The organism is Stenotrophomonas rhizophila, from assembly GCF_003751305.1.
Classification (GTDB): Bacteria; Pseudomonadota; Gammaproteobacteria; order Xanthomonadales; family Xanthomonadaceae; genus Stenotrophomonas; species Stenotrophomonas rhizophila_B.
The window spans coordinates 524967-549865 of record NZ_RJKV01000002.1 but is presented as its reverse complement, the minus strand read 5'-3'; the positions used below and the strand labels follow the sequence as shown (position 1 = coordinate 549865).

General features: G+C 67.3%; 20 protein-coding genes. 3 read left to right on the top strand and 17 right to left on the bottom strand.

Features of this window, described 5'->3' with window-relative positions; genetic code table 11:
* Nucleotides 1-22 precede the first annotated feature (22 nt).
* From lipA to EDF74_RS11015, 3 genes are read right to left on the bottom strand one after another with little or no spacing between them, the layout of a single operon-like run.
* A complete protein-coding gene (lipA, locus tag EDF74_RS11025) occupies nt 23-1036 on the bottom strand; it encodes a lipoyl synthase (RefSeq protein ID WP_123730169.1) in 1014 nt (337 codons plus the stop codon).
* Nucleotides 1037-1054: 18 nt separating this feature from the next.
* Complete coding sequence (gene lipB, locus EDF74_RS11020; protein WP_123730168.1) at nt 1055-1762, bottom strand: lipoyl(octanoyl) transferase LipB; 708 nt, start codon at nt 1760-1762, stop codon at nt 1055-1057.
* Entirely contained in the window at nt 1750-2028 is a 279-nt protein-coding gene (locus tag EDF74_RS11015) for a DUF493 family protein (RefSeq protein WP_123730167.1), read from the bottom strand. The genes lipB and EDF74_RS11015 overlap by 13 nt, the downstream gene beginning before the upstream one ends.
* 193 nt (nt 2029-2221) lie before the next feature.
* Between EDF74_RS11015 and EDF74_RS11010 the strand changes: the two genes are divergently transcribed.
* Entirely contained in the window at nt 2222-3286 is a 1065-nt protein-coding gene (locus EDF74_RS11010) for a lipid A deacylase LpxR family protein (protein ID WP_123730166.1), read from the top strand.
* A gap of 110 nt (nt 3287-3396) precedes the next feature.
* Here the strand turns inward: EDF74_RS11010 and EDF74_RS11005 are convergent, their stop codons facing one another.
* The 9 genes from EDF74_RS11005 to EDF74_RS10965 form a co-directional block, all read right to left on the bottom strand.
* Nucleotides 3397-4614 carry a D-alanyl-D-alanine carboxypeptidase family protein gene (locus EDF74_RS11005; protein WP_123730165.1) on the bottom strand — a complete coding sequence of 406 codons (1218 nt, stop codon included), beginning with the start codon at nt 4612-4614 and terminating at the stop codon, nt 3397-3399.
* A gap of 106 nt (nt 4615-4720) precedes the next feature.
* The gene (locus EDF74_RS11000) at nt 4721-6034 is read right to left on the bottom strand and encodes a septal ring lytic transglycosylase RlpA family protein (RefSeq protein ID WP_123730164.1); all 1314 of its coding nucleotides are present in this window, start codon (nt 6032-6034) and stop codon (nt 4721-4723) included.
* Nucleotides 6031-7176: a lytic murein transglycosylase B gene (gene mltB, locus EDF74_RS10995; RefSeq protein ID WP_123730163.1), complete on the bottom strand. Its 1146-nt coding sequence runs from the start codon at nt 7174-7176 to the stop codon at nt 6031-6033. The genes EDF74_RS11000 and mltB overlap by 4 nt, the downstream gene beginning before the upstream one ends.
* Before the next feature lie 600 nt (nt 7177-7776).
* Nucleotides 7777-8877 carry a rod shape-determining protein RodA gene (rodA, locus tag EDF74_RS10990; RefSeq protein ID WP_123730162.1) on the bottom strand — a complete coding sequence of 367 codons (1101 nt, stop codon included), beginning with the start codon at nt 8875-8877 and terminating at the stop codon, nt 7777-7779.
* A 165-nt stretch (nt 8878-9042) separates the two neighbouring features.
* Nucleotides 9043-10155 (bottom strand): rod shape-determining protein RodA, encoded by a 1113-nt coding sequence (rodA, locus tag EDF74_RS10985; RefSeq protein ID WP_123730161.1) that lies wholly within the window; start codon nt 10153-10155, stop codon nt 9043-9045.
* The gene (gene mrdA, locus EDF74_RS10980; RefSeq protein WP_123730160.1) at nt 10152-12227 is read right to left on the bottom strand and encodes a penicillin-binding protein 2; all 2076 of its coding nucleotides are present in this window, start codon (nt 12225-12227) and stop codon (nt 10152-10154) included. The genes rodA (EDF74_RS10985) and mrdA overlap by 4 nt, the downstream gene beginning before the upstream one ends.
* A gap of 1 nt (nt 12228) precedes the next feature.
* Nucleotides 12229-12714: a rod shape-determining protein MreD gene (gene mreD, locus EDF74_RS10975; RefSeq protein WP_019186042.1), complete on the bottom strand. Its 486-nt coding sequence runs from the start codon at nt 12712-12714 to the stop codon at nt 12229-12231.
* Nucleotides 12711-13838, bottom strand: a complete 1128-nt coding sequence (mreC, locus tag EDF74_RS10970) for a rod shape-determining protein MreC (protein WP_123730159.1) — start codon at nt 13836-13838, stop codon at nt 12711-12713. Before mreC ends, mreD begins: the two co-directional genes overlap by 4 nt.
* 156 nt (nt 13839-13994) lie before the next feature.
* Nucleotides 13995-15041 (bottom strand): rod shape-determining protein, encoded by a 1047-nt coding sequence (locus EDF74_RS10965; protein ID WP_019186044.1) that lies wholly within the window; start codon nt 15039-15041, stop codon nt 13995-13997.
* Nucleotides 15042-15316: 275 nt separating this feature from the next.
* Between EDF74_RS10965 and EDF74_RS10960 the strand changes: the two genes are divergently transcribed.
* Nucleotides 15317-16255, top strand: a complete 939-nt coding sequence (locus EDF74_RS10960; RefSeq protein WP_123730158.1) for a carbohydrate kinase family protein — start codon at nt 15317-15319, stop codon at nt 16253-16255.
* A gap of 258 nt (nt 16256-16513) precedes the next feature.
* On the opposite strand, the gene EDF74_RS10955 is transcribed toward EDF74_RS10960, so the two are convergent.
* The 4 genes from EDF74_RS10955 to EDF74_RS10940 all read right to left on the bottom strand — a co-directional run bounded on the left by EDF74_RS10955 (nt 16514) and on the right by EDF74_RS10940 (nt 21974).
* Nucleotides 16514-17116 (bottom strand): HAD family hydrolase, encoded by a 603-nt coding sequence (locus EDF74_RS10955; RefSeq protein ID WP_343202913.1) that lies wholly within the window; start codon nt 17114-17116, stop codon nt 16514-16516.
* Between the two features lie 5 nt (nt 17117-17121).
* Nucleotides 17122-17853: a hypothetical protein gene (locus EDF74_RS10950; RefSeq protein ID WP_123730157.1), complete on the bottom strand. Its 732-nt coding sequence runs from the start codon at nt 17851-17853 to the stop codon at nt 17122-17124.
* Between the two features lie 121 nt (nt 17854-17974).
* Nucleotides 17975-20611 (bottom strand): autotransporter outer membrane beta-barrel domain-containing protein, encoded by a 2637-nt coding sequence (locus tag EDF74_RS10945; RefSeq protein WP_148045945.1) that lies wholly within the window; start codon nt 20609-20611, stop codon nt 17975-17977.
* Nucleotides 20612-20900: 289 nt separating this feature from the next.
* A complete protein-coding gene (locus tag EDF74_RS10940) occupies nt 20901-21974 on the bottom strand; it encodes an MBL fold metallo-hydrolase (RefSeq protein ID WP_428999171.1) in 1074 nt (357 codons plus the stop codon).
* 91 nt (nt 21975-22065) lie between these two features.
* Here EDF74_RS10940 and EDF74_RS10935 point away from each other — a divergent pair, with 91 nt between their 5' ends.
* Entirely contained in the window at nt 22066-22686 is a 621-nt protein-coding gene (locus EDF74_RS10935) for a TetR/AcrR family transcriptional regulator (protein WP_123730154.1), read from the top strand.
* 150 nt (nt 22687-22836) lie between these two features.
* Here the strand turns inward: EDF74_RS10935 and EDF74_RS10930 are convergent, their stop codons facing one another.
* Entirely contained in the window at nt 22837-24777 is a 1941-nt protein-coding gene (locus tag EDF74_RS10930; RefSeq protein ID WP_123730153.1) for a M1 family metallopeptidase, read from the bottom strand.
* Between the last annotated feature and the right edge of the window lie 122 nt (nt 24778-24899).

Here is a 24899-nt window from a genome sequence, read left to right as displayed (position 1 = left end):
GGGCCCCGAAGGGCCCGTGGGATCAACCGGCGACGCCGGCGTCGGCCGCCTGGCGGTCGGCGTGGTAGGACGAGCGCACCATTGGACCGGAGGCAACGTGGCTGAAGCCCAGCGCATTGCCGTACTCCTCCAGTGCCTTGTATTCCTCGGGGGTCCAGTAACGCAGCACCGGATGGTGATGCGCGGTCGGCTGCAGGTACTGGCCGATCGTGATCATGTCCACGTCATGCTCGCGCAGGTCACGCAGCGTGGCCTGGACCTGCTCCAGGGTCTCGCCGAGGCCGAGCATGATGCCGGACTTGGTGGCGATCTCCGGGTGCTGGGCCTTGAACTTCTTGAGCAGGGTCAGCGACCACTGGTAGTCCGCGCCCGGGCGCACATTGCGGTACAGGTCCGGCACGGTTTCGATGTTGTGGTTGAACACATCCGGCGGGTTGGTCGCCAGGATCTCCAGCGCGCGCTCCATGCGGCCCTTGCCACGGAAATCCGGGGTCAGCACTTCGATCTTGGTCCTGGGCGACTTGGCACGGATGGCACCGATGCAGTCGGCGAAGTGCTGGGCACCGCCGTCGCGCAGGTCATCGCGATCCACGCTGGTCACCACCACATACTTCAGGCCCATGTCGGCCACGGTCTGGGACAGGCTGGCCGGCTCGTTGGCGTCCGGCGGCTTGGGCCGGCCGTGGGCGACGTCGCAGAACGAGCAACGGCGGGTGCAGACCTCGCCGAGGATCATGAAGGTCGCGGTGCCGTGGCTGAAGCACTCGTGGATATTGGGGCAGCTGGCTTCCTCGCAGACCGTGACCAGGCGGTTCTCGCGAAGCTTGGCCTTGAGGTTCTGCACGGCGTTGCCGGAGGGAATCCGCACGCGGATCCACGACGGCTTGCGCAGCACCGGCACGTCGGCGAACTGCACCGGCGAGCGGCCGATCTTGTCACCGCCGATCTGTTTGACGCCCGTCTGCAACGGGGCGGCGGACGGCGTGTCGCCCTGCACGACCTGCAGGGGAATGAGGCGAGCGGTGGTTTCAGTCATGGCCTTGGTCGGCGGCGTTCATGCCGCGTCAGTCAAATCGGGTAATTCAGCGGCCGGCTCGAGGGCCAGGCCGAACTGGCGGGCCAGATGGCCCAGCAGCACCGGCGTGACGGCCGCCATGCCGGACGGTCCCCCCAAGTCTACCACCGAGGTCACCTGCAGCCCTTGATAGCCACAGGGGTTGATCCGGCGGAACGGTTCCAGGTCCATGGCCACATTGAAGGCCAGGCCATGGAAGGTGCAGCCGCGGCGGACGCGGATGCCCAGCGCAGCGATCTTGGCACCGCCCACATAGACGCCCGGGGCGCCATCAAGGCGCTCGGCGCCGATGTTCCACTCGTCCAGGGTATCGATGAGGGCCTGCTCGATCCGGCAGACGTAGTCGCGCACGCCGATCCCCAGCCGCCGCAGCTGCAGCAGCGGGTAGATCACGATCTGGCCGGGGCCGTGATACGTCACCTGGCCGCCACGGTCCACATGCAGCACGGGAATATCGCCCGGGGCGAGCACGTGCTCGTCCTTGCCGGCCTGGCCCAGGGTGAACACCGGATCGTGCTCGACCACCCACAGCTCGTCCGGGGTGTGTTCGGTCCGGGCATCGGTGAAGCGCTGCATGGCGTGCCACACCGGGGCATACGGCTGGCGGCCGAGGTCGCGGACAATGGCAGGCTGCGGGGCCCGGTCGCCCGGGGCCGCCGCGGTGGCGCAGCTGGTTACAGCGTCCACTTCACTTCCGGGTGGTCACGCAGCGCGGTGTGCGCGGCATCGTACTGGTCGCGGTTGTCAGCCTTGAACACCAGTCGCACCGACACATACTTGCCGTTGGACGAGTGTTTCCAGCTGATGCGTTCGCTCAGCACGTCGACGCCGGCCAGTTCGAGCAGGCGCGGCAGTTCGCGTTCCAGGTCCTTGCCGGCCGCGCCCATGGCGCTGAGTTCGAACTGGCCGGGGAACTGGAAGCCGTGGTCGGGGTTGTCAGACTTGATCTCCATGACCGGGATTATGGGGATGCCTGCGCCCGAACCCAAGCGCTGCTTGATCGTGCGCACACTGGCGCCCAACGGTCCGTGAAAACACCTGCATCGTGTTTAAAACGCAGCAGTGCGTGCGCAGCGCTGTTCACGACATCACGCTCTGACTACGCTGTATCGGCTTAAGAAAGCATAAATCCCCGTCTGGTATCCCATGTCCCTGAAGCCCTTCGCGCTGCCGGCCGCCCTTGCCGGTCTCCTGGCCTTGGCTGCCCCTGCCGCCCATGCCGCGTCTCAATGCGGGCCCGATGCGATGCGCGAGCATCCGCCCCAGGTCAACTTCCGCGTCGACAACGATCTGTTCGGCGGCAAGGATCAGGATCAGGGCTATACCAATGGTGCCCAGATCACCCTGGTCTCGCCAAACCTGGTCGATTACACCGACGATCCCTGCCTGCCGCGCCTGGCGCGCTGGGTCAACAGCCATCTGGAGCGGTTGCACCCGGGCGAGTTCGAGCAGCAGAACATGATCTTCAGCCTGGCCCAGGGCATTTTCACCCCGACCGATTTCACCCGGAAGGATCTGATCGAGGACGATCGCCCGTATGCGGGCGTGCTGATCGCCAGCTTCGGCTACAACGCGCGCCGCGGCGACCGCCTGCAGACGACGCAGCTGGCGGTGGGCGTGGTGGGGCCGTGGGCGCTTGGCGAGGAGGTGCAGAACGCGGTGCACGAGCTGCTGGGCGACGAGAAGTTCCAGGGCTGGGACAACCAGCTGCACAACGAACCGGTGTTCATGCTGACGCATGAGCGGATGCGCCGTTGGCCGGCCGATGCCAGTGAGAACCTGGGCGGCTGGGGCTGGGATGCGATCAGCCATTACGGCGGCGCGGTGGGCAACCTGGCCACGCACGTCAATGCCGGTGGCGAGGTGCGCTTCGGCTGGAAGCTGCCGGACGATTTCGGCAGTACGCCGCTGCGCCCCGCCGGTGAGAACACGGCGCCGACGCGCGGTGGCAAGCCGAGCGGGTGGTCGTGGCATCTGTTCGGCACCACGGATGCGGCGTGGGTGATCCGGGATATCACGCTGGACGGCAATACGTTCCGCAACAGCCACAGTGTGGACAAGCGCCCTGTGGTGGCCCAGGCCGGCTACGGGCTGGCGGTGATGCGCGGGCGCTGGAAGTTCGCGTTGGCCCGTTACCACAGCACGCGGGAGTTCGATGGGCAGCGCGAGGCGCCGGTGTTCGGCAGCTTTACCATCAGCCGCTCGCTGTAACGGCGCCCGGACCAGAAGCCGGCCAGCAGCCGGCACTACCGGGCAGCCGGAAGGGACGCGCAAAAAAAGACCGGCTTTCGCCGGTCTTTTTTCAGTGCGGTAGAACCGGATTATTCCGATTCCCACCACATCCAGAAGCTGTCCCACAGGCGCTTGAAGAAGCCGGCTTCTTCCACGGCGGCCACAGCCACCAGCGGCGCCTGGGCGACGACCTGGTTGTCCAGCATCACCTTCAGGGTGCCGACCTGCTGGCCGGCGGTGAACGGGGCTTCGAGGGTCTTGGGCACATCGATGCTCGGCTTGAGATCGTTGTAACGGCCGCGCGGGACGCTGACCAGCATCGGCTGGGCGACGCCCAGCTGCAGCGTGGCGGTCTTGCCCTTCCACACCTTGTGCTCGGCCACGACCTTGCCCGGCTCATACATGCGGTGGGTTTCGAAGAAGCGGAAGCCCCAGTTGAGCAGGGCCAGGCTGTCATCGGCGCGCTGCTTTTCCGAGCCACCACCGAGGACCACGGCCACGAGACGCTGGTCGCCGCGCTGGGCCGAACTCATCAGGCAGTAGCCGGCTTCGGAGGTGTGACCGGTCTTGATACCGTCCACGCTCTGGTCGCGCCACAGCAGCAGGTTGCGGTTGGGCTGGGTGATGCTGCCCACGGTGAATTCCTTCACCTTGTTGTAGGCGTAGGTTTCCGGGTAGTCGCGCACCATCGCACGGCCGAGCAGGGCCAGATCGTAGGCGGTGGTGTGGTGGCCCGGCGCGCTCAGACCGTGTGCGTTGACGAAGTGGGAGTCCTTCATGCCGATCTTGGCGGCGTAGCTGTTCATCAGCGAGGCGAAGGCTTCTTCGCTGCCGGCGACGTGCTCGGCCAGAGCGATCGCGGCATCGTTGCCGGACTGGATCGCCATGCCCTTTTCCATGTCTTCCAGACGCGCGGTCTGGTTGACCGGGAAGCCACTGTAGCTGCCATCAGTGCCGGCGCCGCCCTCGCGCCAGGCGCGCTCGCTCATCATCACCTGGTCGTCGGTACGGACCTTGCCGTTCTTGACCTCGGCGGCCACGACGTACGAGGTCATCACCTTGGTGATGCTGGCCGGGGCCAGTTGTTCGTGCACGTTTTCACCGGCCAGGACCTGCCCGGTGGCGTAATCCATCAGGATCCAGGCCTTGGAGATGCTGGGCTTGGGCGCCGGCGGGGTCGCGACGGTGGCTGGGGCGGCGGCGGCGGGAGCAGGCGCCGGTGCCGGGGTCGGCAGGGGGGTCTGGGCGGAAACCATGCCCACGAACAGGGTCGTGGCCATGGCAGCGGCGGCAAAGCGGAATTTCATCGGACAGCAAGCTCCTGGAGGGCGCCAAGGGGGGGATGAGGGATAACGGGCATTGTAGGCCCATGGAGCAGCGGCACGCGCTGGCGTGCCGCGTGCGATGGAAGGCTCAGTCCTTCACGATCTGCGGCGCCCCGAAGCCCAGACCGGCGATCCGGCCGGCAAGTTCCGAGGCACTGGCATGGTCGGGCGCCGGGACGCGCAGGCGCCACAGGGTACGCCCGCCACTGACGATGTCGCTGATGCTGGCCCCGGCGATACCGGCCGAGGACAACTGCCCGAGCGCGCGGGTGGCGTTGTCGCGGCTGGCAAAGCTGGCGACCTGCAGCAGCACGCTGCCCAGGACCTGCTGGGAGAGCGTTGCGCCGGAGGGCGGTGCCGGGCGCGCCGCAGGGGCGGCGGCGGGCAATGCGGCCACCGCCACCGGGGCGGTGTTGATGCTGGCGGCCTGGGTGGTGGCCGGCTTGCCGGTGGCCACGCGCACGCCGTTGTCGCGCATCCAGTGATCGAAGTTGTCGGCGTTGCCCGGCTTGGCCGAGTCGGCGACGCGGTAACGGTACTGCTCGCCGGCCGGCTTGGCGGCAGCGGTCGCCGTGGCAGCCGGCAGCTTGCCGACCAGGGCGTCCAACTCGCTGGCGCTGCGTGCGCCCGCGGCCGGGGTGCTCGCGGCCGCCGCAGCGGCAGCGACCTCGCGGCGCTCGCGGCGACTGGGTTTGTCGGCCAGCAGGTTGTCATCGCCCGGGGCCAGCGCGCGGACTTCGACGTTGCCGGTGCCGCGCTGGGTGATGCCCAGGCGTACCGCGGCGGCGTAGCTGAGATCGACCACGCGGCCATCGTGGAATGGGCCACGATCGTTCACCCGCACGATCACCGATTCGCCGTTGTCCAGGTTGGTCACCCGGGCGAAGCTCGGCAACGGCAGGGTCTTGTGTGCGGCGGTGAAGGCGTACATGTCGTACACCTCACGGTTGGACGTCAGGCGGCCATGGAACTTGGCGCCGTAGTATGAAGCGGTGCCCTTTTCGGCATACCCGCGGGTCTTGTCCATCACCTGGTACTGCTTGCCCAGCACCACGTACGGCGATTTGTTGCCGACCGGCGAACGCGGCAGGTCCACGACCTCCGGCTCCGGGATGCAGGCCACATTGGGAATGTAGGTCGGGGTGCTGTCATTCACGCCGGGCTTGTACAGCCCGCCAGCGCGATAGTCGCCGCGCGTGCTCGGGTCTTCCGACGCGGCCTTGTAAGGCGAGCCTTCAGGGCAATGCGCCGGACGCCCGCCTTTGCCCTGCACCACCGCGCCGGACGGCTTGCTGCTGCCGGCGGTGCTGCCAGCGGGCTTCTTCGGCGCACTGCTGCAGGCGGCCAGTGCCAGTATCAAACAACCCGGGATCAGCCATCTGGAGCGTGCGATCGTGATCATGCCGGCGGCAACTCCTGTCCGGCGATGGCCTGGGACAACTGGTACACAGCCATCGCATACATTTTCGAGAGGTTGTAGCGGGTAATGGCGTAGTAGTTCTGGAAGCCCAGCCAGTACTGCTTGCCGGTACTGCCTTCCAGCGTGATCGGCGTGGCGGTCAGGCCGGCCGCGACCGCGACGCTGGGCTGGTAACCGCGCTGGGCCAGCTCGGACAGGGTCCAGGTCGGCGCCCATTCGGTCGGATTGAACTCTTCACGACCGGCCTGCAGCGTGGCCGGCACGGCGACCGGGCCACCGCGGACCCAACCGCCCTTCTTGACGAAGTAATTGGCGATCGAGGAGAAGACGTCGTCATAGCTGTTGAACAGGTCGCGACGGCCATCGCCGTTGCCGTCCACCGCATAGTCCAGATAGCTGGAAGGCATGAACTGGCCCATGCCCATCGCGCCGGCGTAGCTGCCCTTGATCGCGGTGATGTCCAGCTTCTCGTCGCGGGTCAGTGCGAACAGGCGCGCCAGTTCGTCGCGGAAGAACAGCTCGCGGCGCACTTCGCGTTCGAGCTTGGCCGGATCGCCACTGCGCGGGTACTTGAAGGCCAGCGTGTACAGCGCATCGAGCACCCGGTAGCTGCCGGTGTTGCCGCCGTAGCTGGTTTCCACGCCGATGATCGCCACGATCACCTCGGCCGGCACACCGGTGCGCTGCTGCACCCGCATCAGTTCATCGCGATGCTGGGCGAGGAACTTCTTGCCGCCCTCGATCCGCGCCTGGCTGATGAACATCGGCCGGTATTCGTTCCACGGTTTGACCCGCTCGGCCGGGCGCGACATCGCCGCGATGATCGGGTCGCGGATCTGCGCCTGGGCCAGGGTTGCCTCGATCTGGCCGGCAGGAATGCCGTAGCGGGCGGCGGTATCACGGACGAAGTTGGCGCGGGCCACCTCGAACGGGACCGGGGTCAGATCGACCGGGGCCGCAGTGGCGGCCGCCGCCTCCGGGGCCGCTTCGGCTGGGCCCTTGCTGCCGGGAGGCGGGGAAACGGGAACACCCGAGGCCTGCGGCGACGGTGAAGGAGTCTGCGGCTGGGTCGCACAAGCGACCAAACCGAGCGTGAGCATGCAGGCCAGGGAGCGTCGGATCATCGCGGCAGGTTAGCAGGTCATGGATGAATTAAAACCCCTAAGACCATGAATCTCAACGGATTGCGCAAGTTTGCCAGAGGCCGTTAAGGCCGCGTGTAGACAGGCACGCGGGCGTTCCCCATTCATGTTCCGCCGATGGCCAGCGCGGATCGGAGGATCGCGACAGATCATCGCAGCGCGGAGAACGGTCCCGCCGTGATCGATGCACGATGGGCGGGGTGGCAACGCAGGTCTCACTTTTCCGGGTGGCGCCGGCGTGTCAAGAGGTCCGCCGGCTGCGTCCCCATCCCCGCGGACGCAACCGGCCAAACCGGACCCGATCGGCAGCGGCGCGGCGCGCATCTCCCCAGCGCGCGCCTCGCCCTCTCTACCTGTGAGGTCAACTACTCCCCGCCAGACTCCCCCTTCGCGATGCTTGGCTCAGCGCGTCGTTGTTGGCGGGCCGCCATTGTGCAGGCCGTTTGCGACATGTCCATTGATCGAGATCAAGTCACTTCATATCTGTGCGCCACTTCTCACTTTTGCCGCAGCACCTTGACCGTGCCTGCACCTGAAAGCGTTTCCGCGTCGCAAGCCCGCGCAAATCGCCACCGCCATCGCTTACGTGGGATGCACCGGCTGATGCTGCCGCGCCGCCATCACCAGCCCGAAACTGGCGAGCAGCGATACCGCCGAGGTACCGCCATAGCTGATCAGCGGCATCGGGACGCCCACGACCGGCAGCACGCCGGAAATCATGCCGCCGTTGACCAGCACATAGACGAAGAACACCAGGCCAGTGGTGCCCACCAGCAGACGCGAGTAGCCGCAGCGCGAGTGGCTGGCGATCCACAGGCAGCGCGCGGTCACGAACAGGAACAGGCTGAGCACCACCGTCACGCCGACCCAGCCGAATTCCTCGGCCAGCACCGAGAAGGCGAAATCGGTGGTGTACTCGGGCAGGAAATCCAGCGTGGCCTGGGTGCCCTGCCCCCAGCCTTTGCCGTGCATGCCGCCCGAGCCGATCGCGATCTTGGACTGGATGATGTTCCAGCCGGTGCCCAGCGGATCGTTCTCCGGATACAGGAAGGTCAGCACGCGATCCTTCTGGTACTGCCGCAGCAGCCCGAACCACGCCAGCGGTGCGGCCACCGACACTCCCCCCAGCGCGACGGCCATCCACCACCAGCGCAGGCCGGCCAGCAGCAGCGCGAATACCCCGCTGGCGGTCACCAGCGTGGCCGTGCCCAGGTTGGGCTGCAGCAGGATCAGCACCGCCGGGCCACCGATCAGCAACGCGGCGGTCAGCACCGCGCGCGGCCGTGGTGGCAAGGGCTGCTTGTGCAGGTACCAGGCCATCATCATCGGCAGGCTGAGCTTGAGCAGCTCGGAAGGCTGCAGATAGAACACGCCCAGGTTCAACCAGCGCTGGCCGTACTTGCCGGTGCCGACCACATACACGGCCAGCAGGGGCAGCAAGGACAGCGTGTAGATCCAGGGCGACCACGCGCGCAGCGTCATCACCGGCAGCCGCGACAGCCCCCACAGCGCGGCGAGCCCGGCGCCGTAGCGCATCGCCTGCGCATGCACGGGCCCGTCCACGCTGTGCAGCACGGCCAGCCCGGCCACCATCAGCAGGCACAGCGCGCCCAGCAGGGGCAGATCCAGCGTGCGGAAAAAGAAATGGAACACGGCGCGTGCGCGCTGCAGTAGTTCGACCATGCGGACGACTCCTGTGGATGACGCGACGCACAGCAGGAGGCGACACGCGAACAGAAAGCGGACCCGCTGCGCGGGCCGGCGCGAGCGCAGGACCGTAACACGCGTGGACACCGCAAACCTTAGCCGACCCGTACCGCAACGCCACGGCACAGGCGGCACGCACGCTCAGCCGTAGCCGCCGTGCACCGGATTGTGGCGACGCACCGCCATCACCAGACCGAAACCGGCCAACAGCGACACCGCAGACGTACCGCCATAACTGATCAGCGGCATCGGCACGCCGACCACCGGCAGCAGGCCGGAGATCATGCCGCCGTTGACCAGCACATAGACGAAGAACGCCAGCCCCGTCGCGCCAGCGAGCAGGCGCGAATAAGAGTCGCGCGACTGCGAGGCGATCCACAGGCAGCGCCCGATCACCACCAGGTACAGCGCCAGCACGATGGCCACACCGATCCACCCGAACTCCTCGCTGAGCACGGAGAACGCGAAGTCGGTGGTCTGCTCGGGAATGAAGTTCAGGTGCGACTGCGAGCCCTGCCCCCAGCCCTTGCCATCCAGGCCACCCGAGCCGATCGCGATCTTGGACTGGATGATGTTCCAGCCCGCGCCGAGCGCGTCGCTCTCCGGGTCCATGAACATCATGATGCGGTCCTTCTGGTATGGCCGCAGCAGCCAGAACCAAGCCACGGGTGCGGCCGCGGCGACACCACCGACCGCCACGCCGACCCACCACCACGGCAGGCCGGCCAGCAGCAGCACGAACGCACCGCTGGCGGCGATCAGCACGCCGGTGCCGAAGTCCGGCTGCAGCATCACCAGCCCGGTTGGCACACCGATGATCACCGCGCTGGTCAGCACCGTGGAGAAGCGTGGCGGCAACGGCATGCGATGCAGGTACCAGGCCACCATCATCGGCAGGCTGACTTTGAGCAGCTCGGCCGGCTGCAGGTAGAACAGCTTCAGATCCAGCCATTGCCGGCCGTACTTGCCGGTGCCGAGCACGAACACGGCCAGCAGCGGAATCATCGAGATCGCGTAGATCAACGGCGTGGCCGAGCGGATGCGCAGAATCGACACGCGCGAGATCGCCCACATCGCGGCCAGGCCGACCGCGAAACGCGCACCCTGGGCGAACACCAGCCCATCGCCGCCGGCACTCTTGAGCACCGCCAGGCCGATCAGCATCAGCGCGCCCAGCGCCAGGCACAGTACCCAGTCCAGCGAGCTGCTGAAGCGGACGGCCATGTCGACCGACCAGCGCAGGAAGACCTTCATCGTGGCCGCTCCGGTGCGGTCGGGGGCGGGGTGGCACTGGGCACGGGTGCACCGGGTGCCGGAGCAGGCGCAGGCGCCGGCGCCGGCGCGGCAGGCACACCCACCACCACCGGCAACAGTTCCAGTGCCGCCACTGCGGCATCGCCCGCGTCGCGCGCGGTGGCACCGCCGCCGTCGAACGCGGTGATGCCGATCGCGGTGGTGCCGCGCTCGCTGTCCAGCGGTTCCAGGCCGTCGGGCATCTTGCCCAGCAGCCAGGCATCGAAAATCTTGCGTGCGATCGGTGCGGCGGCCGAGCCACCGTAACCACCGCCTTCCACCGCGATGGCCACGGCGATGACCGGATTGTCAGCCGGCGCGAAGCCGACGAACAGCGCGCGGTGGCGCAGGTGCATCGGCAGGCTGCGCGGGTTCACCGCCGCGGTACCACGGCGGCTGATCACCTGCGCGGTACCGGTCTTGCCGGCCATGACGTAAGGCGCACCCGCAGCCGCCCGGGCGCCACTGCCGCCGGGCTGCATGGTGCCCATCATGCCCTCGCGCACTGCCTGCAGATTGCTCGGCGTGGGGCTGATCGGCTTGCTCTCGCCCGCCGGCGTCGCGGTCCAGTCCGCATCGAATCCCGCGCGCTGCTGCATCACCAGGTGCGGCTGGCGCAGCTGACCATCTGCGATGCCGGCCACCCCATGCACCAGCTGCAGCGGAGTGACCTTCCAGTCACCCTGCCCGATGCTGACGTTGACCGTATCGCCGGGGTACCAGCGTTCCTTGCGCGATTTGTACTTCGCTGCCGGCGAGGGCAGGATGCCGCCGATCTCGCCGGTCAGGTCGATCCCGGTAGGCGCACCGAACCCGTAATAGCCCATGTAATGGTCGAAGCGATCGATGCCCAGATCCAGCGCGAGCTTGTAGTAATACGTATTCACCGACTGGGTGATCGACTTGCGCAGATCGGTCCAGCCATGGCCGCCACGGTTGGCATCGCCCCAGCCGCGCGAGGTGCCCGGCAGATAGAACATGCCGGTGGACAGGATCTTGTCTTCGGGCCTGCGCACGCCGCTGTCCAGACCGGCCAGGCCGATCAGCGGCTTGATCGTCGAACCCGGCGCGACGCCGCCCAGCACCAGGCGGTTGAACTGCGGCCGCGAGGGGTTGTCGTTGAGCGCCTTGAAATCGGCATGCGAGATGCCGTTGACGAACAGGTTGGGGTCGTAGGACGGCAGGCTCACCATCGCCAGCACTTCGCCGGTGCGCGGGTCCATCGCCACCGCTGCGCCTTCGAACTCGCCGAAGGCGGCGACCATCGCGCGCTGCAGATCGGCATCGATGGACAGCCGCAGATCGCTGCCCGACTGCGCCGCGACCCGGCCGATGGTGCGGATCGCGCGGCCCTGCACGTTGGTCTCGACCTGCTCGTAGCCAACCTTGCCGCGCAGCTGCTGCTCGTAATAGCGCTCCAGCCCGGACTTGCCGATGTGGGTCAACGCGGCATTGCCCTCGCCCAGCATCTCCAGGTCCTTGTCATCGACCCGGCCGACGTAGCCGATGATGTGCGCGAACAGATCGCCGTACGGGTAACGACGGGTCAGGTACGGCTCCAGCTCCACGCCCGGGAAGCGCCAGCGGTCCACCGCGAAACGCGCCATCTCTTCATCGGTGACACGCAGCTTGAGCGTGACCGGCAGGAAGCTGCGACGCGCCTTGCGCGACTTGTTGAAGGTCTCGATGTCTTCCGGGCTGAGCGCGAGGATCTTCGACAGGCCCGCCAGGGTGGCGTCCATGTCCTTGACCTTGTCCGGGGTGATGTCCAGGCGGAACGCCGGCACGTTCTCGGCCAGCAGCCGGCCGTTGCGGTCGTAGATCATCCCGCGCCCCGGCACCACCGGCCGCGGCTTGATCCGGTTGGCCTCCGAGCGCGTGGCGTAGATGTCGTGGTCCATCACCTGCAGCTTGAAGTACCAGCCGCCCAGGCCGAACAGGCACACCAGCACGCCGAGGAAGCCAAGCGCGGCACGGCGCCGGAACTGTTCTGCCTCGGCATGCGGATTCTTGGCCTGGCGGCGCATGTACATGTCAGCGCCCGCGTCGCCCGAAGCGCAGCGCGTCCAGCAGTACGAACACCAGCGGCCACAGCGCCATGCCCAGCAGCGGCGCCCACCAGTACGACCACGGCAGGGTCGGCTCGCCGACCACGATGTGCACCACCGCGCTGACGATGCGGTCGTTGAACAGCAGGCCGCCGATCGCCAGGATCTGCTGGGACATCGGGAAGAAGCGGATCCGCGCGCGGAAGCGCTGCAGGATGAAGGTCAGGATCACCAGCCGCAGCGCCTGCTCGCCCAGCACGCCGCCATAGAGTAGATCGGCGATGACGCCGCTGGCGAAGGCGATGCCCAGCCCGACCCGGTCCGGTGTCTCGATCACCCAGTAGGCCAGCACCAGTGCCAGCCAGTACGGACGCAGCGGCTGCAGCAGCGCCGGCAGGGGCAGCAGGCCGAGCAGCAGCGCCACTACCAGACTCACCGGCAGCACCCAGGGTTTGTCGCGCAGGCGGCTCATGGCCGGTTCTCCACGGGTTCGGCCTGCCGAGCATGGCTCGGCACTACCGTGGATTCGGCTGCGGCACGGCGCGGAGCGGTCACCGGTACCGGTGCGGCCGGACCGGGCCGGTTGGCCTGTGGTGCATTGGCGGGCGCCGCCGCAGGTGCCGTCGTGACCGGGGATGAACCCGCCGGGGTGGTACTGGCCGGCGCTGCGGTGCCGGCCGGCGTGCCCTCCTGCAGCGGCGCAGCGGCCGGTCCACCGGCTTCGCTGGTATCCCGACGCAGGTTCGGCGGAATGCGGATCGCCTCGCCCGGGCGCAGCAGCAACACATCGCGGCCGCGGTCCAGCTGGGCGGCCGGCTTCAGCTCGCCGACCAGGAAGGCATGGGTGTCATCCGGCCGCAGCGCGGTGATGCTGCCCACCGGGAACCCGGCCGGGAAGCGCCCGCCCAGGCCGGAGGTCACGATCTCGTCGCCCACTTCCACCCCGGCGCTGAGCGGGATGTCGCGCAGCTCCAGGGTGTCGCCGCGACCATAGACAATCAGGCGCACGCCATTACGGGCCACGGTGACGGGCACGGCATGATCGGGATCGGTGAGCAGCAGCACGGTCGCGCTGTTGCCGGTGGTGGCGATCACCTGGCCCATCAGGCCACCGGCATCGATCACCGCCTGGCCGACATGCACGCCATCGCGGGTGCCGGCGGCCAGTACCAGGCGCTGGCGCACCGGGTCCAGGTCGATATCCAGGATCGGGGCGAGCTGTACGTCCAGTCCGCTGCGTTCGGCCACGTTGAGCAGCTCGCGCAGCTGGGCGTTGTCCAGCGCGGCGGTCTGCAGGCGCGTCAACCGCGCATTGGCGATGAGCAACTGGTTGCGCAGTTCACGGTTCTCGGTGACGAGCTGACCGTGGCTGGCGGCGTTGTCCTTGACCTGCGTGCCCAGGCGCCCGGGCAGGCCGGCCAGCGCCCATACCGGCTGCACCAGCACGTTGGCCTGCGCGCGCAGGCGCGACAGCCAGCCAGCCTGATCATCGAGCACGATCAGGGTGATGGCCAACGCCAGGTAAGCGAGCAGGCGCAGCGGACTGGCGGCATCGCCCTGACGGGAGGCTACGGGAGGACCGGCGTAAGGCGGCACAGGCGTCGACTGGAAAAGGTGTGGATGAAGCGCGCGGAACAAGAGCGCAGCGGGAACAGCATGCGACAACGCCCCGGCGAGGTGACGCCCGGCAAGCGAAGCTTGCCGGAGGCATCACGCCGCAGAGGCGCGTCTACGATACACGGCCGGTACGGCTCACTCCGGCGCAAAGAACTCGTTGCCGTGCATGTCCACCAGCTCCAGCGCACGACCACCACCGCGGGCCACACAGGTCAGCGGGTCATCGGCCACCTGCACGTGCAGGCCGGTTTCCTCGGAGATCAGGCGGTCCATGTCACGCAGCAGGGCGCCGCCACCGGTCAGCACGATGCCGCGCTCGGCGACGTCGGCGCACAATTCCGGCGGGGTCTGCTCCAGCGCCAGCTTGACCGCGCTGACGATGCCCGACAGCGGCTCGTGCAGGGCTTCAAGCACTTCGTTGGAGTTGATCTTGATCATCTTCGGCACGCCCTCGGCGAGGTTGCGGCCGGAGATTTCCATCTCGATCACTTCCGCCTGCGGGTAGGCGCAGCCCAGCTCGACCTTGATCCGCTCGGCGGTCGCTTCACCGATCAGCATGCCGTGGTTGCGGCGCACGTAGTTGGTGATCGATTCGTCGAAGCGGTCGCCGCCGATACGCACGGAGGCCGAGTAGACGATGCCGTTGAGCGAGATCACGGCCACTTCGGTGGTGCCACCGCCGATGTCGATGACCATCGAGCCGCGCGCCTCGGTGACCGGCATGCCGGCGCCGATCGCAGCGGCCATGGGCTCTTCGATCAGGAACACATCACGCGCACCGGCCTCCTCGGCCGATTCCTTGATCGCACGGCGCTCGACCTGGGTCGAACCGGCCGGCACGCAGACCAGCACGCGCGGGCTCGGGCGCAGGAAGCGCGACTTGTGGACCTTCTTGATGAAGTGCTTGAGCATCGCCTCGGTGTAGGTGAAGTCGGCGATGACGCCGTCCTTCATCGGGCGGATGGTGGTGATATGGCCCGGGGTACGGCCGAGCATCTGCTTGGCCTCGGCGCCCACGGCAGCCACGGAACGGGTGCCACCGATGGCACGGTCCTGGCGCACGGCCACGACCGACGGCTCGTTCAGCACGATCCCCTGCCCACGCACGTAGATGAGGGTGTTGGCCGTGCCCAGGTCGATGGACAGGTCATTGGAGAACATGCCACGCAGTTTCTTGAACATCTGGGAGTTGATCCTGAGGGGTGTCGCGCCCAACGCGGGATGGCGAAAAAATGGGCAGAATTCGAGGTCGACAAGCCTAGCAATCCCCCTGTGCGCGAGCAAGGACAAATCTGGCCGAAAGCCAGCCTTCACGGCCATTCAGGCCAATCCGGACAGCCCGGGTTCTGGCCCAAAGCCGCCCTACCCGTTAACCTTTGCGCCGCAGGGCGCCGCAGGGCGCCGTTTCGTTGCCCGCCCAACGGGCCTCAAACCCCCTTCCGCATAGGCCTTACTCGATGTCCGCTTTGATCTGTGGTTCTCTTGCCTTCGACACCATCATGGTGTTCCCGGACCAGTTCAAGAATCACATCCTGCCGGACAAGGTGCACATCCTGAATGTGTCGTTCCTGGTGCCGCGGATGCGTCGTGAATTCGGCGGTTGCGCCGGCAACATCGCCTACAACCTGTACCTGCTGGGTGGCGAACCGATCCCGATGGGCACGGTGGGTTCGGATTTCGGCCCGTACCGCGAGTACTTCCAGGGCCTGGGCATCGACCTGAGCCGGGTCAAGGTGATCGATGAGCTGTTCACCCCGCAGGCGTTCATCACCACCGATCATGACAACAACCAGATCACCGCCTTCCACCCGGGCGCGATGATGCGGTCCTACGAGAACCACGTGAAAGACGTGCCGGGCGTGACCCTGGGCCTGGTCGGCCCGGACGGGCGCGAAGGCATGATCCAGAACTCGCAGGAATTCTTCGACGCCGGCGTGCCGTTCATCTTCGACCCGGGCCAGGCCATGCCGCTGTTCAACGGCCCGGAGCTGCGCACCTTCATCGAGCAGGCCGACTACGTCGTCGTCAACGACTACGAGTCCAACCTGCTGCAGGAGCGCACCGGCTGGGATGAAAAGGCGATCGTGAGCCGGGTCAAGGCCTACATCACCACCCGTGGCCCCAAGGGCGCGGTCATCCACACGCCGGAAAAGACCTATGACATCCCGCCGGCGCACGAGCGCCGCGTGGTCGATCCGACCGGCTGTGGCGATGCGTTCCGCGCCGGCCTGATCTACGGCATCGAGAAGGGCTACGACTGGCTGACCATCGGTCGCATGGGCAACCTGATGGGCGCGCTGAAGGTCGAGCACCCGGGCACCCAGAACCAGCGCTTCACGTTCGATGAGTTCAATGAGCAGTTCAAGCAGCAATTCGGCTACGCGCTGACCGTTTGATCGCAATGCGATCAAACGCGGCCCACGATTCGCCATAGCGAATCGCGGGTCCCAATTGCATGCCACCTGATCCACGCGCCTTCGGCGCGCCCCCTTGAGACGACTGCGCCTCCGGCGCAACCGTCCCGCGCATTCCGCCTGATCCCCGCGCCTTCGGCGCGCCCCCTTGAACACCAAGGGGGCTTTCCACCAGAGGGGAATCGGGGGTGATAAGGGTAGAGCCAGGCCATGCCTGGCTGCTTTTCAGGTTCGGCGCGGTCAGGCCGACATCTGCTTGCCTTCCCATGCCGCCTGCACCTCGCCGCAGTTGGCCAGGTGCCAGCAGGCCATGCCGGGCCAGGGGTTGTCCGGGGTGTTGACCAGCACGGTGCGGGTGCCGGCGGCACGGCCGCATTCCAGGTCGAAGCGATGGTCGCCGACCATCACCATCTGGGCGGGGACGGCCTGCCAGCGCGCAACGAAGTACTCCAGCCCGGCCGGTGATGGCTTGGGCTCGGCTTCGCCGCGGCCGATGATGTCATCGGGGGCGAACATGTCCCCCACACCGATTGCCTGCAGCGTCACCTGGGCGAGTTCGCGCGCATTGCGGGTGAGGATGCCCAGCCGGCAGCCCGCGGCGTGAAGGGTGCGTACCAGGGCCACTGCGCCGGGGGCGGCCTGCGCCTGCTCGGCGAGTGCGCGTTCGTGCGCGAGCAGCCAGTCGTGCTTGGCCGCCGCCACCTCGGCTGGCAACGCGGCGAGGTGGCTGAGGATGTCGTCATCAGGCGGTATCGCAAGTTCGCGTTTGATGCGCTGGAAATCATGCACGGCCACGGTCAGCGTGCCGTCCATGTCGAACACCCAGTGACGGATCGCCGGCAGGTCGCTCACTGCCACCACTGCGGCATCTGGCTGGCGTCCACGCCACCGGTCTCGAACACTGCGGTACGTGTTCCGCCCGCCTTGACCGGGAACTCGATGCTGATCACCTTGGCCTTGCGCGCCAGGTTCCACAGCGCCTTCTGGTCGGTGATGAACATCGCGATGGCTTCATCGGTATCCGGACGCCAGGCGGCCATCGAGACCGGCTTGCCATCGTCGACGGTCACCTTGACCTGGCACTTCGGGCAGCGGAAATCCCCGGCCTGCAGCACCAGATAGGCGTGGCGCTTCCACTCGGGATGGTCGCGGAACACCAGCTGCACCGGCTTGGCGCCACTGCCGTCCACATCCACGCGCTCCTTGCTGTAGATCTGCGCGGAGGCCTGGATGCCCTTGGTGCCGATCGGAATCTTGTTGTATTGCCACAGTGCCTGCAGGCGCCGCGTTTCGCGCGCGGCCTCGGCCTTGGTCTTGACCTCGGCGTAGCCCGGTTCGATCCGCGCAGCGACGTCGGTGTCTTTGTACTGATCCAGCAGCGAACCCCCGTGGATGCGCGCGCGCTCCCAATCCTGCGAGGCGACGGCCATGTCGTACTGCTTGGCCACGCCTTCGGCCTTCTCTTCCTGCTGCGCCTTGGCGGCGGCCGCGGCGGCTTCCTGCGCCTGGCGTTCGGCCTCGGGATTGCTGCAGGCCGCCAGCGCGAAGGCGCAGGCCGCTACCAGGATCAGTCGTTTCATTGCGTGCTCCAGTGGGATCAGGTGCGCCCGAAGGCGCGCCTGATACTGTATCGCCAAGCACGCGACGCCGTCCTCCCTGCGCGGGACAGGCCCGGAATGCCCGGCCCCGGTCCGCCACCGTTCACCAGCCGCGGCGAAGGGCGAGCTGACCCTGGACGGTGCGATAGGCGCCCTGCCCCTGCTCCACTCCCAGCGAGGCACTGCCCGACCACCCCCCGGAAAAACCCACCTGGGCACCCAAACGCAGCTCGTGCCGGTCGCGCGGCAGCTCGCTTCGCAGCATCTGGCCATCGAAGACCAGCGCCGTGCGAGTGCCGCCACGCCGCCAGTTGGCCTCGATAAACGGCTGCACGACCTGCGCGGTGCCGATCGCGTGCCCGAAGACACGCAGCCCGAGCCGGCGCTCCACCTGCCCCTGGTCGACCTTGTCGATCACGGTACCGTTGTGCTCGACCAGCGCATCACTGCGATAGCCGGTCCAGACCACCTCCGCCTGCGGTTGAACGTACAGCGCGCTCGAGCCGATCCGCAGCCGCCAGGCGTAGCCGATCTCCAGCGCCGCCGTGCGGGTGGCCGCGTCATGGCGCTCCTTCTCCAGGCCCGCGCCCTGCACGGTGTTGCGGTAGCGCCCGGCCTGCACGACGCCGGCCAGATAGGCGCCGGCGGCATCGTCGGCCTGCTGCTGCCAGCCGCCGTACACCCCGATCGCCGTGCCTGCCACGTCGCCGCGCGCGCTGTAGCCGGTCCGCGTGGACACCACCGTGGTATCGGCGCGCCCCTGGCCGAGCGTCACCCCGAGCGATGCATGGCCCATGCCTTCCCACGCCAACACCTGCGTACCCAACTGCAGTACGGAGCTGTTGCCGTGAGCCTCCAGCTGCAGCAGCGAGTGCCCTGCCGTATCGATGCGCAGGCCCGCGGTGCCGAACGCGGCGCGCCGGCCGGAGACGCGGACCCACGCCCCGCCCTCTGCCTGCGCGGCGGTACGGTCATCCCGGCGCAGCGCGAACATGCCGATCGCCGCCCGCTGGTTGCCCAGGTAGGCGCCGGGCTCCGGGCGCAGCACGGGGGGCGGGCTTGGAGGTACCAGCACCCCTCCCGTTTCTCCCTCCGGTAGCGGGCGGGGACGCTCAGGCGGCTCAGGCGGCTCAGGCGGCTCAGGCGGCTCAGGCGGCTCAGGCAATTCAGGCACGCCGGGCAACTCCGGTTCGACGCAGCCGGGCAGCGCCGGGTCTGTCTGACAGGGATCCACGACCACCGGCGCAAGGTCCGACCGCAGGTACCAGTGGCCATCGCCAGAATCGCTCACACTGCCCTGGAACAGGAAGTAGTCGTACGCGCCGGCCACGGCACGCCCCTGAAGCTGGAACGTGGCGTCCGACCGACCCGTTACGTGGATCAGCTCGATGCCTTCGACCGTGGAAGCGCCGCGTCCCCCGAGATTGTTGACCACGATTGCGCCGCTGCCGTGCGTGTCGCCCTGTACGTGCAGATGATCCGCACGGGTGCCGTCATCACCGAGCACGGCGTCGAAGAAGAACGTGCTGGCATCGATGTCCAGATCGCCCCGCACCACCATCTGATCGCCGACCGCGCCGCGGCCCAGCCACAGACGGCTGCCCCGGTGCAGCGTGAGATCATCCACCTGCGATGCGCCGCGCGCGTTCCAGTCGGTGCCGCTCAGGCGCATGTCCAGCCGGGAACGATCATCGGCGAACGCGCGCCCCTCGATCACCGCATCACGCGCCTCCACCTCCATCGATGCACCGTTCTGCACCCACAGGGCGGACTGCTCACCGACCAGCGTGCCGTCATCAACGACCACGCGGTTGATGCTGCCCGCCGTCGCCGCGTGCACGGCACTCTCCCTGCCCTGCACCTGGCTGCCCGCGGTGACGTCCAGCAGATTGCCGTCGCCGCCCAGAAACTGCACGCCATGCCCGCGCTCGGCCAGGATGCGGCTGTCGGTCAACGTGATCGTGCTGCCGATGCCATCCGGGTACAGGCCCGTGTACCCGGCGCGGATGCCGACACTGCCTTCGCCGGTGACCCGCACATCCGATCCGTCCAACGCAACACGCGCCACGTGCGGAAAGAACCCACCCGGGGGGACGCGCCATTTCTGCGCCTGCGCATGGATGCCGGTGGCGTTGTCGCCGGTGGTGACGATGGTGCTGCCGCGCTCCAGCAGCAGCGTGCCGCCGAACATCCAGACCCCCGCCGCACCTGCGCCACCGGTCACGATGGAGGACGCATTGAGCCCCAGCTGCATCTTCGGCCCGATCGCCGCGCCGTGCGCGTCAATGCCTGCGGTGCGGATCCGCGTGTCAACCAGGCGCAGCGCGCCGGTCGGTGCCACATCGCCGGAAGGCAGGAAGCGGGTTCCGGCCACATTCACCGCCACGGCCGCAGTGCCTTGGGTAAAGATCTCCGAGCCGACGATGAGGCCGGTGTTTGCCCCACCATGAAAATTCAGCGCCGAGATGCCATCGGCATGCGACCCAAGTGTGGAGCGTTCGATGTGCAACGCCCCGCCGTCCACCGCGACAACGGTGTCGTTGAACAGCGTGTCGCTGCTGCTGACGATGCGCGAGTCATACACTTCTAGACTGTCGCCGGTGTAGGTCGGGACGGTTTCAAGCACTTCATCGCGGATGACGATGGTCTTGGCAGAGACCGGCCCAGACAGCACGCTGGCACCGAGAGCAAGATGGATCGCCACGCCAAGCACGTGACGACGGACACGGAGAGAATCCATGGGAGTCCTTTGTAAGGTGTCGCCAACGCCGCGACATGGCAGGCAGGCCGCTGGATCGTTCACGCGGCACGGCAGGAACCACGGCGCCCGCCTTCGTGGACGGAGCGCCGGAAGCCGGTGTCCTGCGTCCTCGCCATTGTCGTGACCGCGCACGCGATTGCCATGCAACTAATACGAAAACGGTTTTTCCACGGCAGTTGATTCAGCCCCCAGGCAGACCGTCTGCCCTGCAACGAAAACGCCCGGCCAAGGCCGGGCGTGATCAACTGCGCCATCGCTGCGCCCTGGCTCAGCGCACCTCACGCCACCACTGCGTGGACGGTGCCGGTGCCCGGATATCCAGACGTTCGCCCATATGCGGCGCAGTCAGCGCCACGCCCTGTTCCTGCGCCAGCGCGGTGATGCGTTCGAACGGTTCTGTCCACGGATGCAACGCGAGGTCGAAGGTGCCGTTGTGGATCGGCATCATTACCGTGCCACGCACGTCCAGATGTGCCTGCAGGCTCTGTTCGGGCTGCATGTGCACATCCGGCCACTGCGCATCGTAGGCACCGGTCTCGATCATGGTCAGGTCGAACGGGCCGTAGCGCTCGCCGATGCGGGCAAAGCCGTCGAAGTAGCCGGTGTCGCCGCTGAAGAAGATCCGGGTGTTTCCGGTGTCGATCACCCACGACGCCCACAACGTGCGGTTGCCGTCGGCCAGGGTGCGGCCGGAGAAGTGCTGGGCCGGGGTCGCGACGATCTTCACGCCCTCCACGCGGGTGTCCTGCCACCAGTCCAGCTGCACGACCTTCGCGGCGGGCACGCCCCACCCGATCAAGCGGTCGCCCACGCCCAGCGCGGTGACGAAGTGCTGCACCTTGGGCGCGAGCGCGAGGATGGCAGCGTGGTCGAGGTGATCGTAGTGGTCATGGGAGATGATCACGCCGGTGATCGGCGGCAGTTCGTCGATGCTCAACGGCGGTGCGTGGAACCGCTTGGGCCCCATGAACGACATCGGCGAGGCACGTTCGGCGAAGACCGGGTCGGTCAGCCAGAAATGGCCGTCCAGCTTCATCAGCATCGTCGAGTGACCCAATCGCCACAGGCTGTCGTCGGGCGCGTCGAGCAGGGCCTGGCGGCTCAGCGCCTGTACCGGAATCGGGGCCAGCGGAGTGGCGTCGGCGGGCTTTTCAAACAGCATTTTCCACATCACGCCCAGCGTGCCGACGAAGCCCAGCGCGCTCTTGCCGACGGGATTGTGGAAGCGCCCGTCGCCGAACTGCGGCGACTGGTCATAGGCGGCAGCCGGGCGGGCACCGCAGGTCAACAGTCCAATGGACATGGCGATCAACACCGTCAGAAGGAGGAGGAATCGAGGCAGGCGACGCGTCATCGGGGCTTGCCCTATAAAGTACACCGGCGAGTGTACTTGTCTTTTCTGAAAAGTAAACTGAACGGTGTAAAATAATGCCATGAACACTTCCGACCGCCCCACCCGCCTGACCGACCGCAAGCGCGCGGCCATCCTCCAAGCGGCGGTGGCCGAGTTCCGGGAATTCGGTTTCGCGGGCACCAGCATGGACCGCATCGCGGCCACGGCCGAGGTCTCCAAGCGCACCGTGTACAACCACTTCGCCAGCAAGGACGAGCTGTTCACCGCCATCCTGTGGCAACTGTTCGAGGCCAGCCAGGCGCTGGCTGTCGTGCCCTACGACCCGGCACGGCCGCTGCGCGATCAACTGTTGCTGTTCGCGGCGCGCAAGATGCACCTGCTGGAGGACCCCGGCTTCATCGATCTGTCCCGGGTGGCGATGGCCGAGCTGGTGCACGCGCCCGAACGGGCTCGCGCGATGATGGACAAGCTGGCCGAGAAGGAAGAAGGCCTGACCGGCTGGATCCGCGCCGCCCAGGCCGACGGCCGGCTGCGCCTGGACATGCCGCCGGCCGAGGCGGCCCACCAGTTGCAGGCAATGCTCAAGGCCTTCGCGTTCTGGCCGCAGATCACCTTCGGCCAGCCACCGCTCACGCCGGCACAGCAGCAGCAGGTGATGCACGACTGCGTGGACATGTTCCTGGCGGTACGCGCGGTGTGACATAGGCTTCCATGTAAAGAAGCAGGCCTTATCCAGTCGCCGCGGCTCGTTGGTCGGCCCCTAGGGTGCTCGGCTCGCGGTACAAAGGCGGGCATAAAAAAAAACGGCGGGTTTCCCCGCCGTTTTTCGTTCAACCGATACGTCTGGCGATTACGGCTTGGCCGTGCCCGCCTCGGCCTTGTCCAGCATGTCCTGGACCGAGCCGGTGGTGATCGGGTGGTAGCCCGGCTTGGCCTTGGCGAAGGCCGCCTTGGCGAACGCCAGGCCTTCCGGCGTCTTCACCAGTTCGGCGTAGATCGGCATGATCAGCTTGCGGCGACCGACGCGCTCGATGAACGCACCGGCGGCTTCGTTGGCTTCGCTGTAGCCGCTGCGGATCGTCAGAGGGTACCAGCGCATCGCGATCTCGCCGTTGGCCGTACCGGTGAAGTGGTAAGCCTTGTCCAGCGCAGCCAGCTTCTCGACCGGCAGGGTCTTGCCCAAGCCGTCGATGAAGTGCACCCACTCCTGGGTGCCCCACTCGCCGGTGATCTGCGCCGTCGGCAGCGTGTTGCTGCCCTGCCAGGCGATGCGGGCGGTATCGACGATGGAGAAGTTGCGCGAACGGGCCTTCGTCGCGAAGGCCGGAATACCCGGCTCATCCAGCCACGCCTTCAGCTCGGCGTCGCTGACGGCGCCCGGCTTCTTGGACAGCAGATTCTTCTTCAGGTATTCGACGAACTGGTCGGTGTTCGCGCTCTGGAAGGCGTGGTCATCGAACCAGCCGCGCAGGAACGGATCGAAGGTCTCGCGGCCGAAGCGCTGTTCCAGGAACTGCAGGAACCATGCGCCCTTGACGTAGGCGACCTGGCTCAGTGCCTCGTCCGGGTCACGCTCGCTCAGCGGCGGCAGGGCGAGGGCCTGGTCGGCCGCGCTCATGTCCTTCACTTCGGCGAGCAGATCGTTCTGGTCGATCTCGCGCTCCATCTCGGCCATCTCCTGGCCGTACAGCGCCTCGGTGATGCGGCCCTGCACGTAGGTGGTGAAGCCTTCGTTGAGCCAGATGTCCTTCCAGCTGGCGTTGGTCACCAGGTTGCCCGACCAGCTGTGCGCCAGTTCGTGGGCGACCAGCGAGACCAGCGACTTGTCGCCGACGATCACGGTCGGGGTGGCGAACGTCAGACGCGGGTTTTCCATGCCACCGAACGGGAACGACGGCGGCAGCACCAGCATGTCGTAGCGGCCCCAGCGGTATTCGCCGAAGAGCTTCTCGGCGGTGCCGATCATCTTCTCGGTGTCTTCGAATTCCTTGGCGGCCTTGCCGACCATGGTCGGTTCGGCCCAGACGCCGGAGCGGCCGGAAATCGGTTCGAACACCAGGTCGCCAGCGGCGATGGCCAGCAGGTAGGACGGGATCGGCTGCGGCATCTTGAAGGTGTAATCACCATCACGCGCGGCCTTGGGATCGTTGTCGGCGCTCATCAGCACCATCACGTCCGGGCGCGAGACCACGTGCGCGCTGTAGGTGAAGCGCACGCTCGGGGTGTCCTGCAGCGGCACCCAGGAACGGGCGTGGATCGCCTGCGACTGGCTGAACATGAAGGGCAGCTGCTTGCCCTCCGTCATCGACGGCTCCAGCCACTGCAGGCCCGAGGCGGTCGGTGCGGTGTGATACGTGATCACGACCTTGGCCGGCTGGTCGGGCGTCTCGATGCTCAGCTTGCTGCCGAACACCTTGTCGGCCGGGGCCAGCACGAAGGGCAGCGGCGCGGTCTTGCCGTCGGCGGCGATCGCCTCGACCTTCTCCACGGTCAGCTCGCGGGTGTCCAGCACCAGCTGCCTGGCGGCCTTGTCCTTCCACTCCAGGGTGTAGGTCGCCGTGCCACCGATCTGCTTGCTGTCGAAATCCAGCTTCAGATCCAGCGCGAGATCCTTGACGACCACCTTGTCCGGCTCGGCGTACGAGCTTTCATCGTGGCTGCGGCTGTCCGCTTTCATGGCAGTGCTCGCCGGCGCGTTGGCAGTGGGATCGACGGTCGGAGCCGCCGGTTCTTTGGAGCAGCCGGACGCCAGGGCGACGGCCAGGGGAATCAACAGGAACGGAGATCGCATGAACGGGACCGATCAGGGTGAAACGACCAGTTTACCCCCTGTCCCGGACCCCGCGCAGGCCGTGTGTGGCGGTTTGCGCATTCAGTCGGCCGCGCGTGGCAGGCCCGCGCGGTGCGCCGACC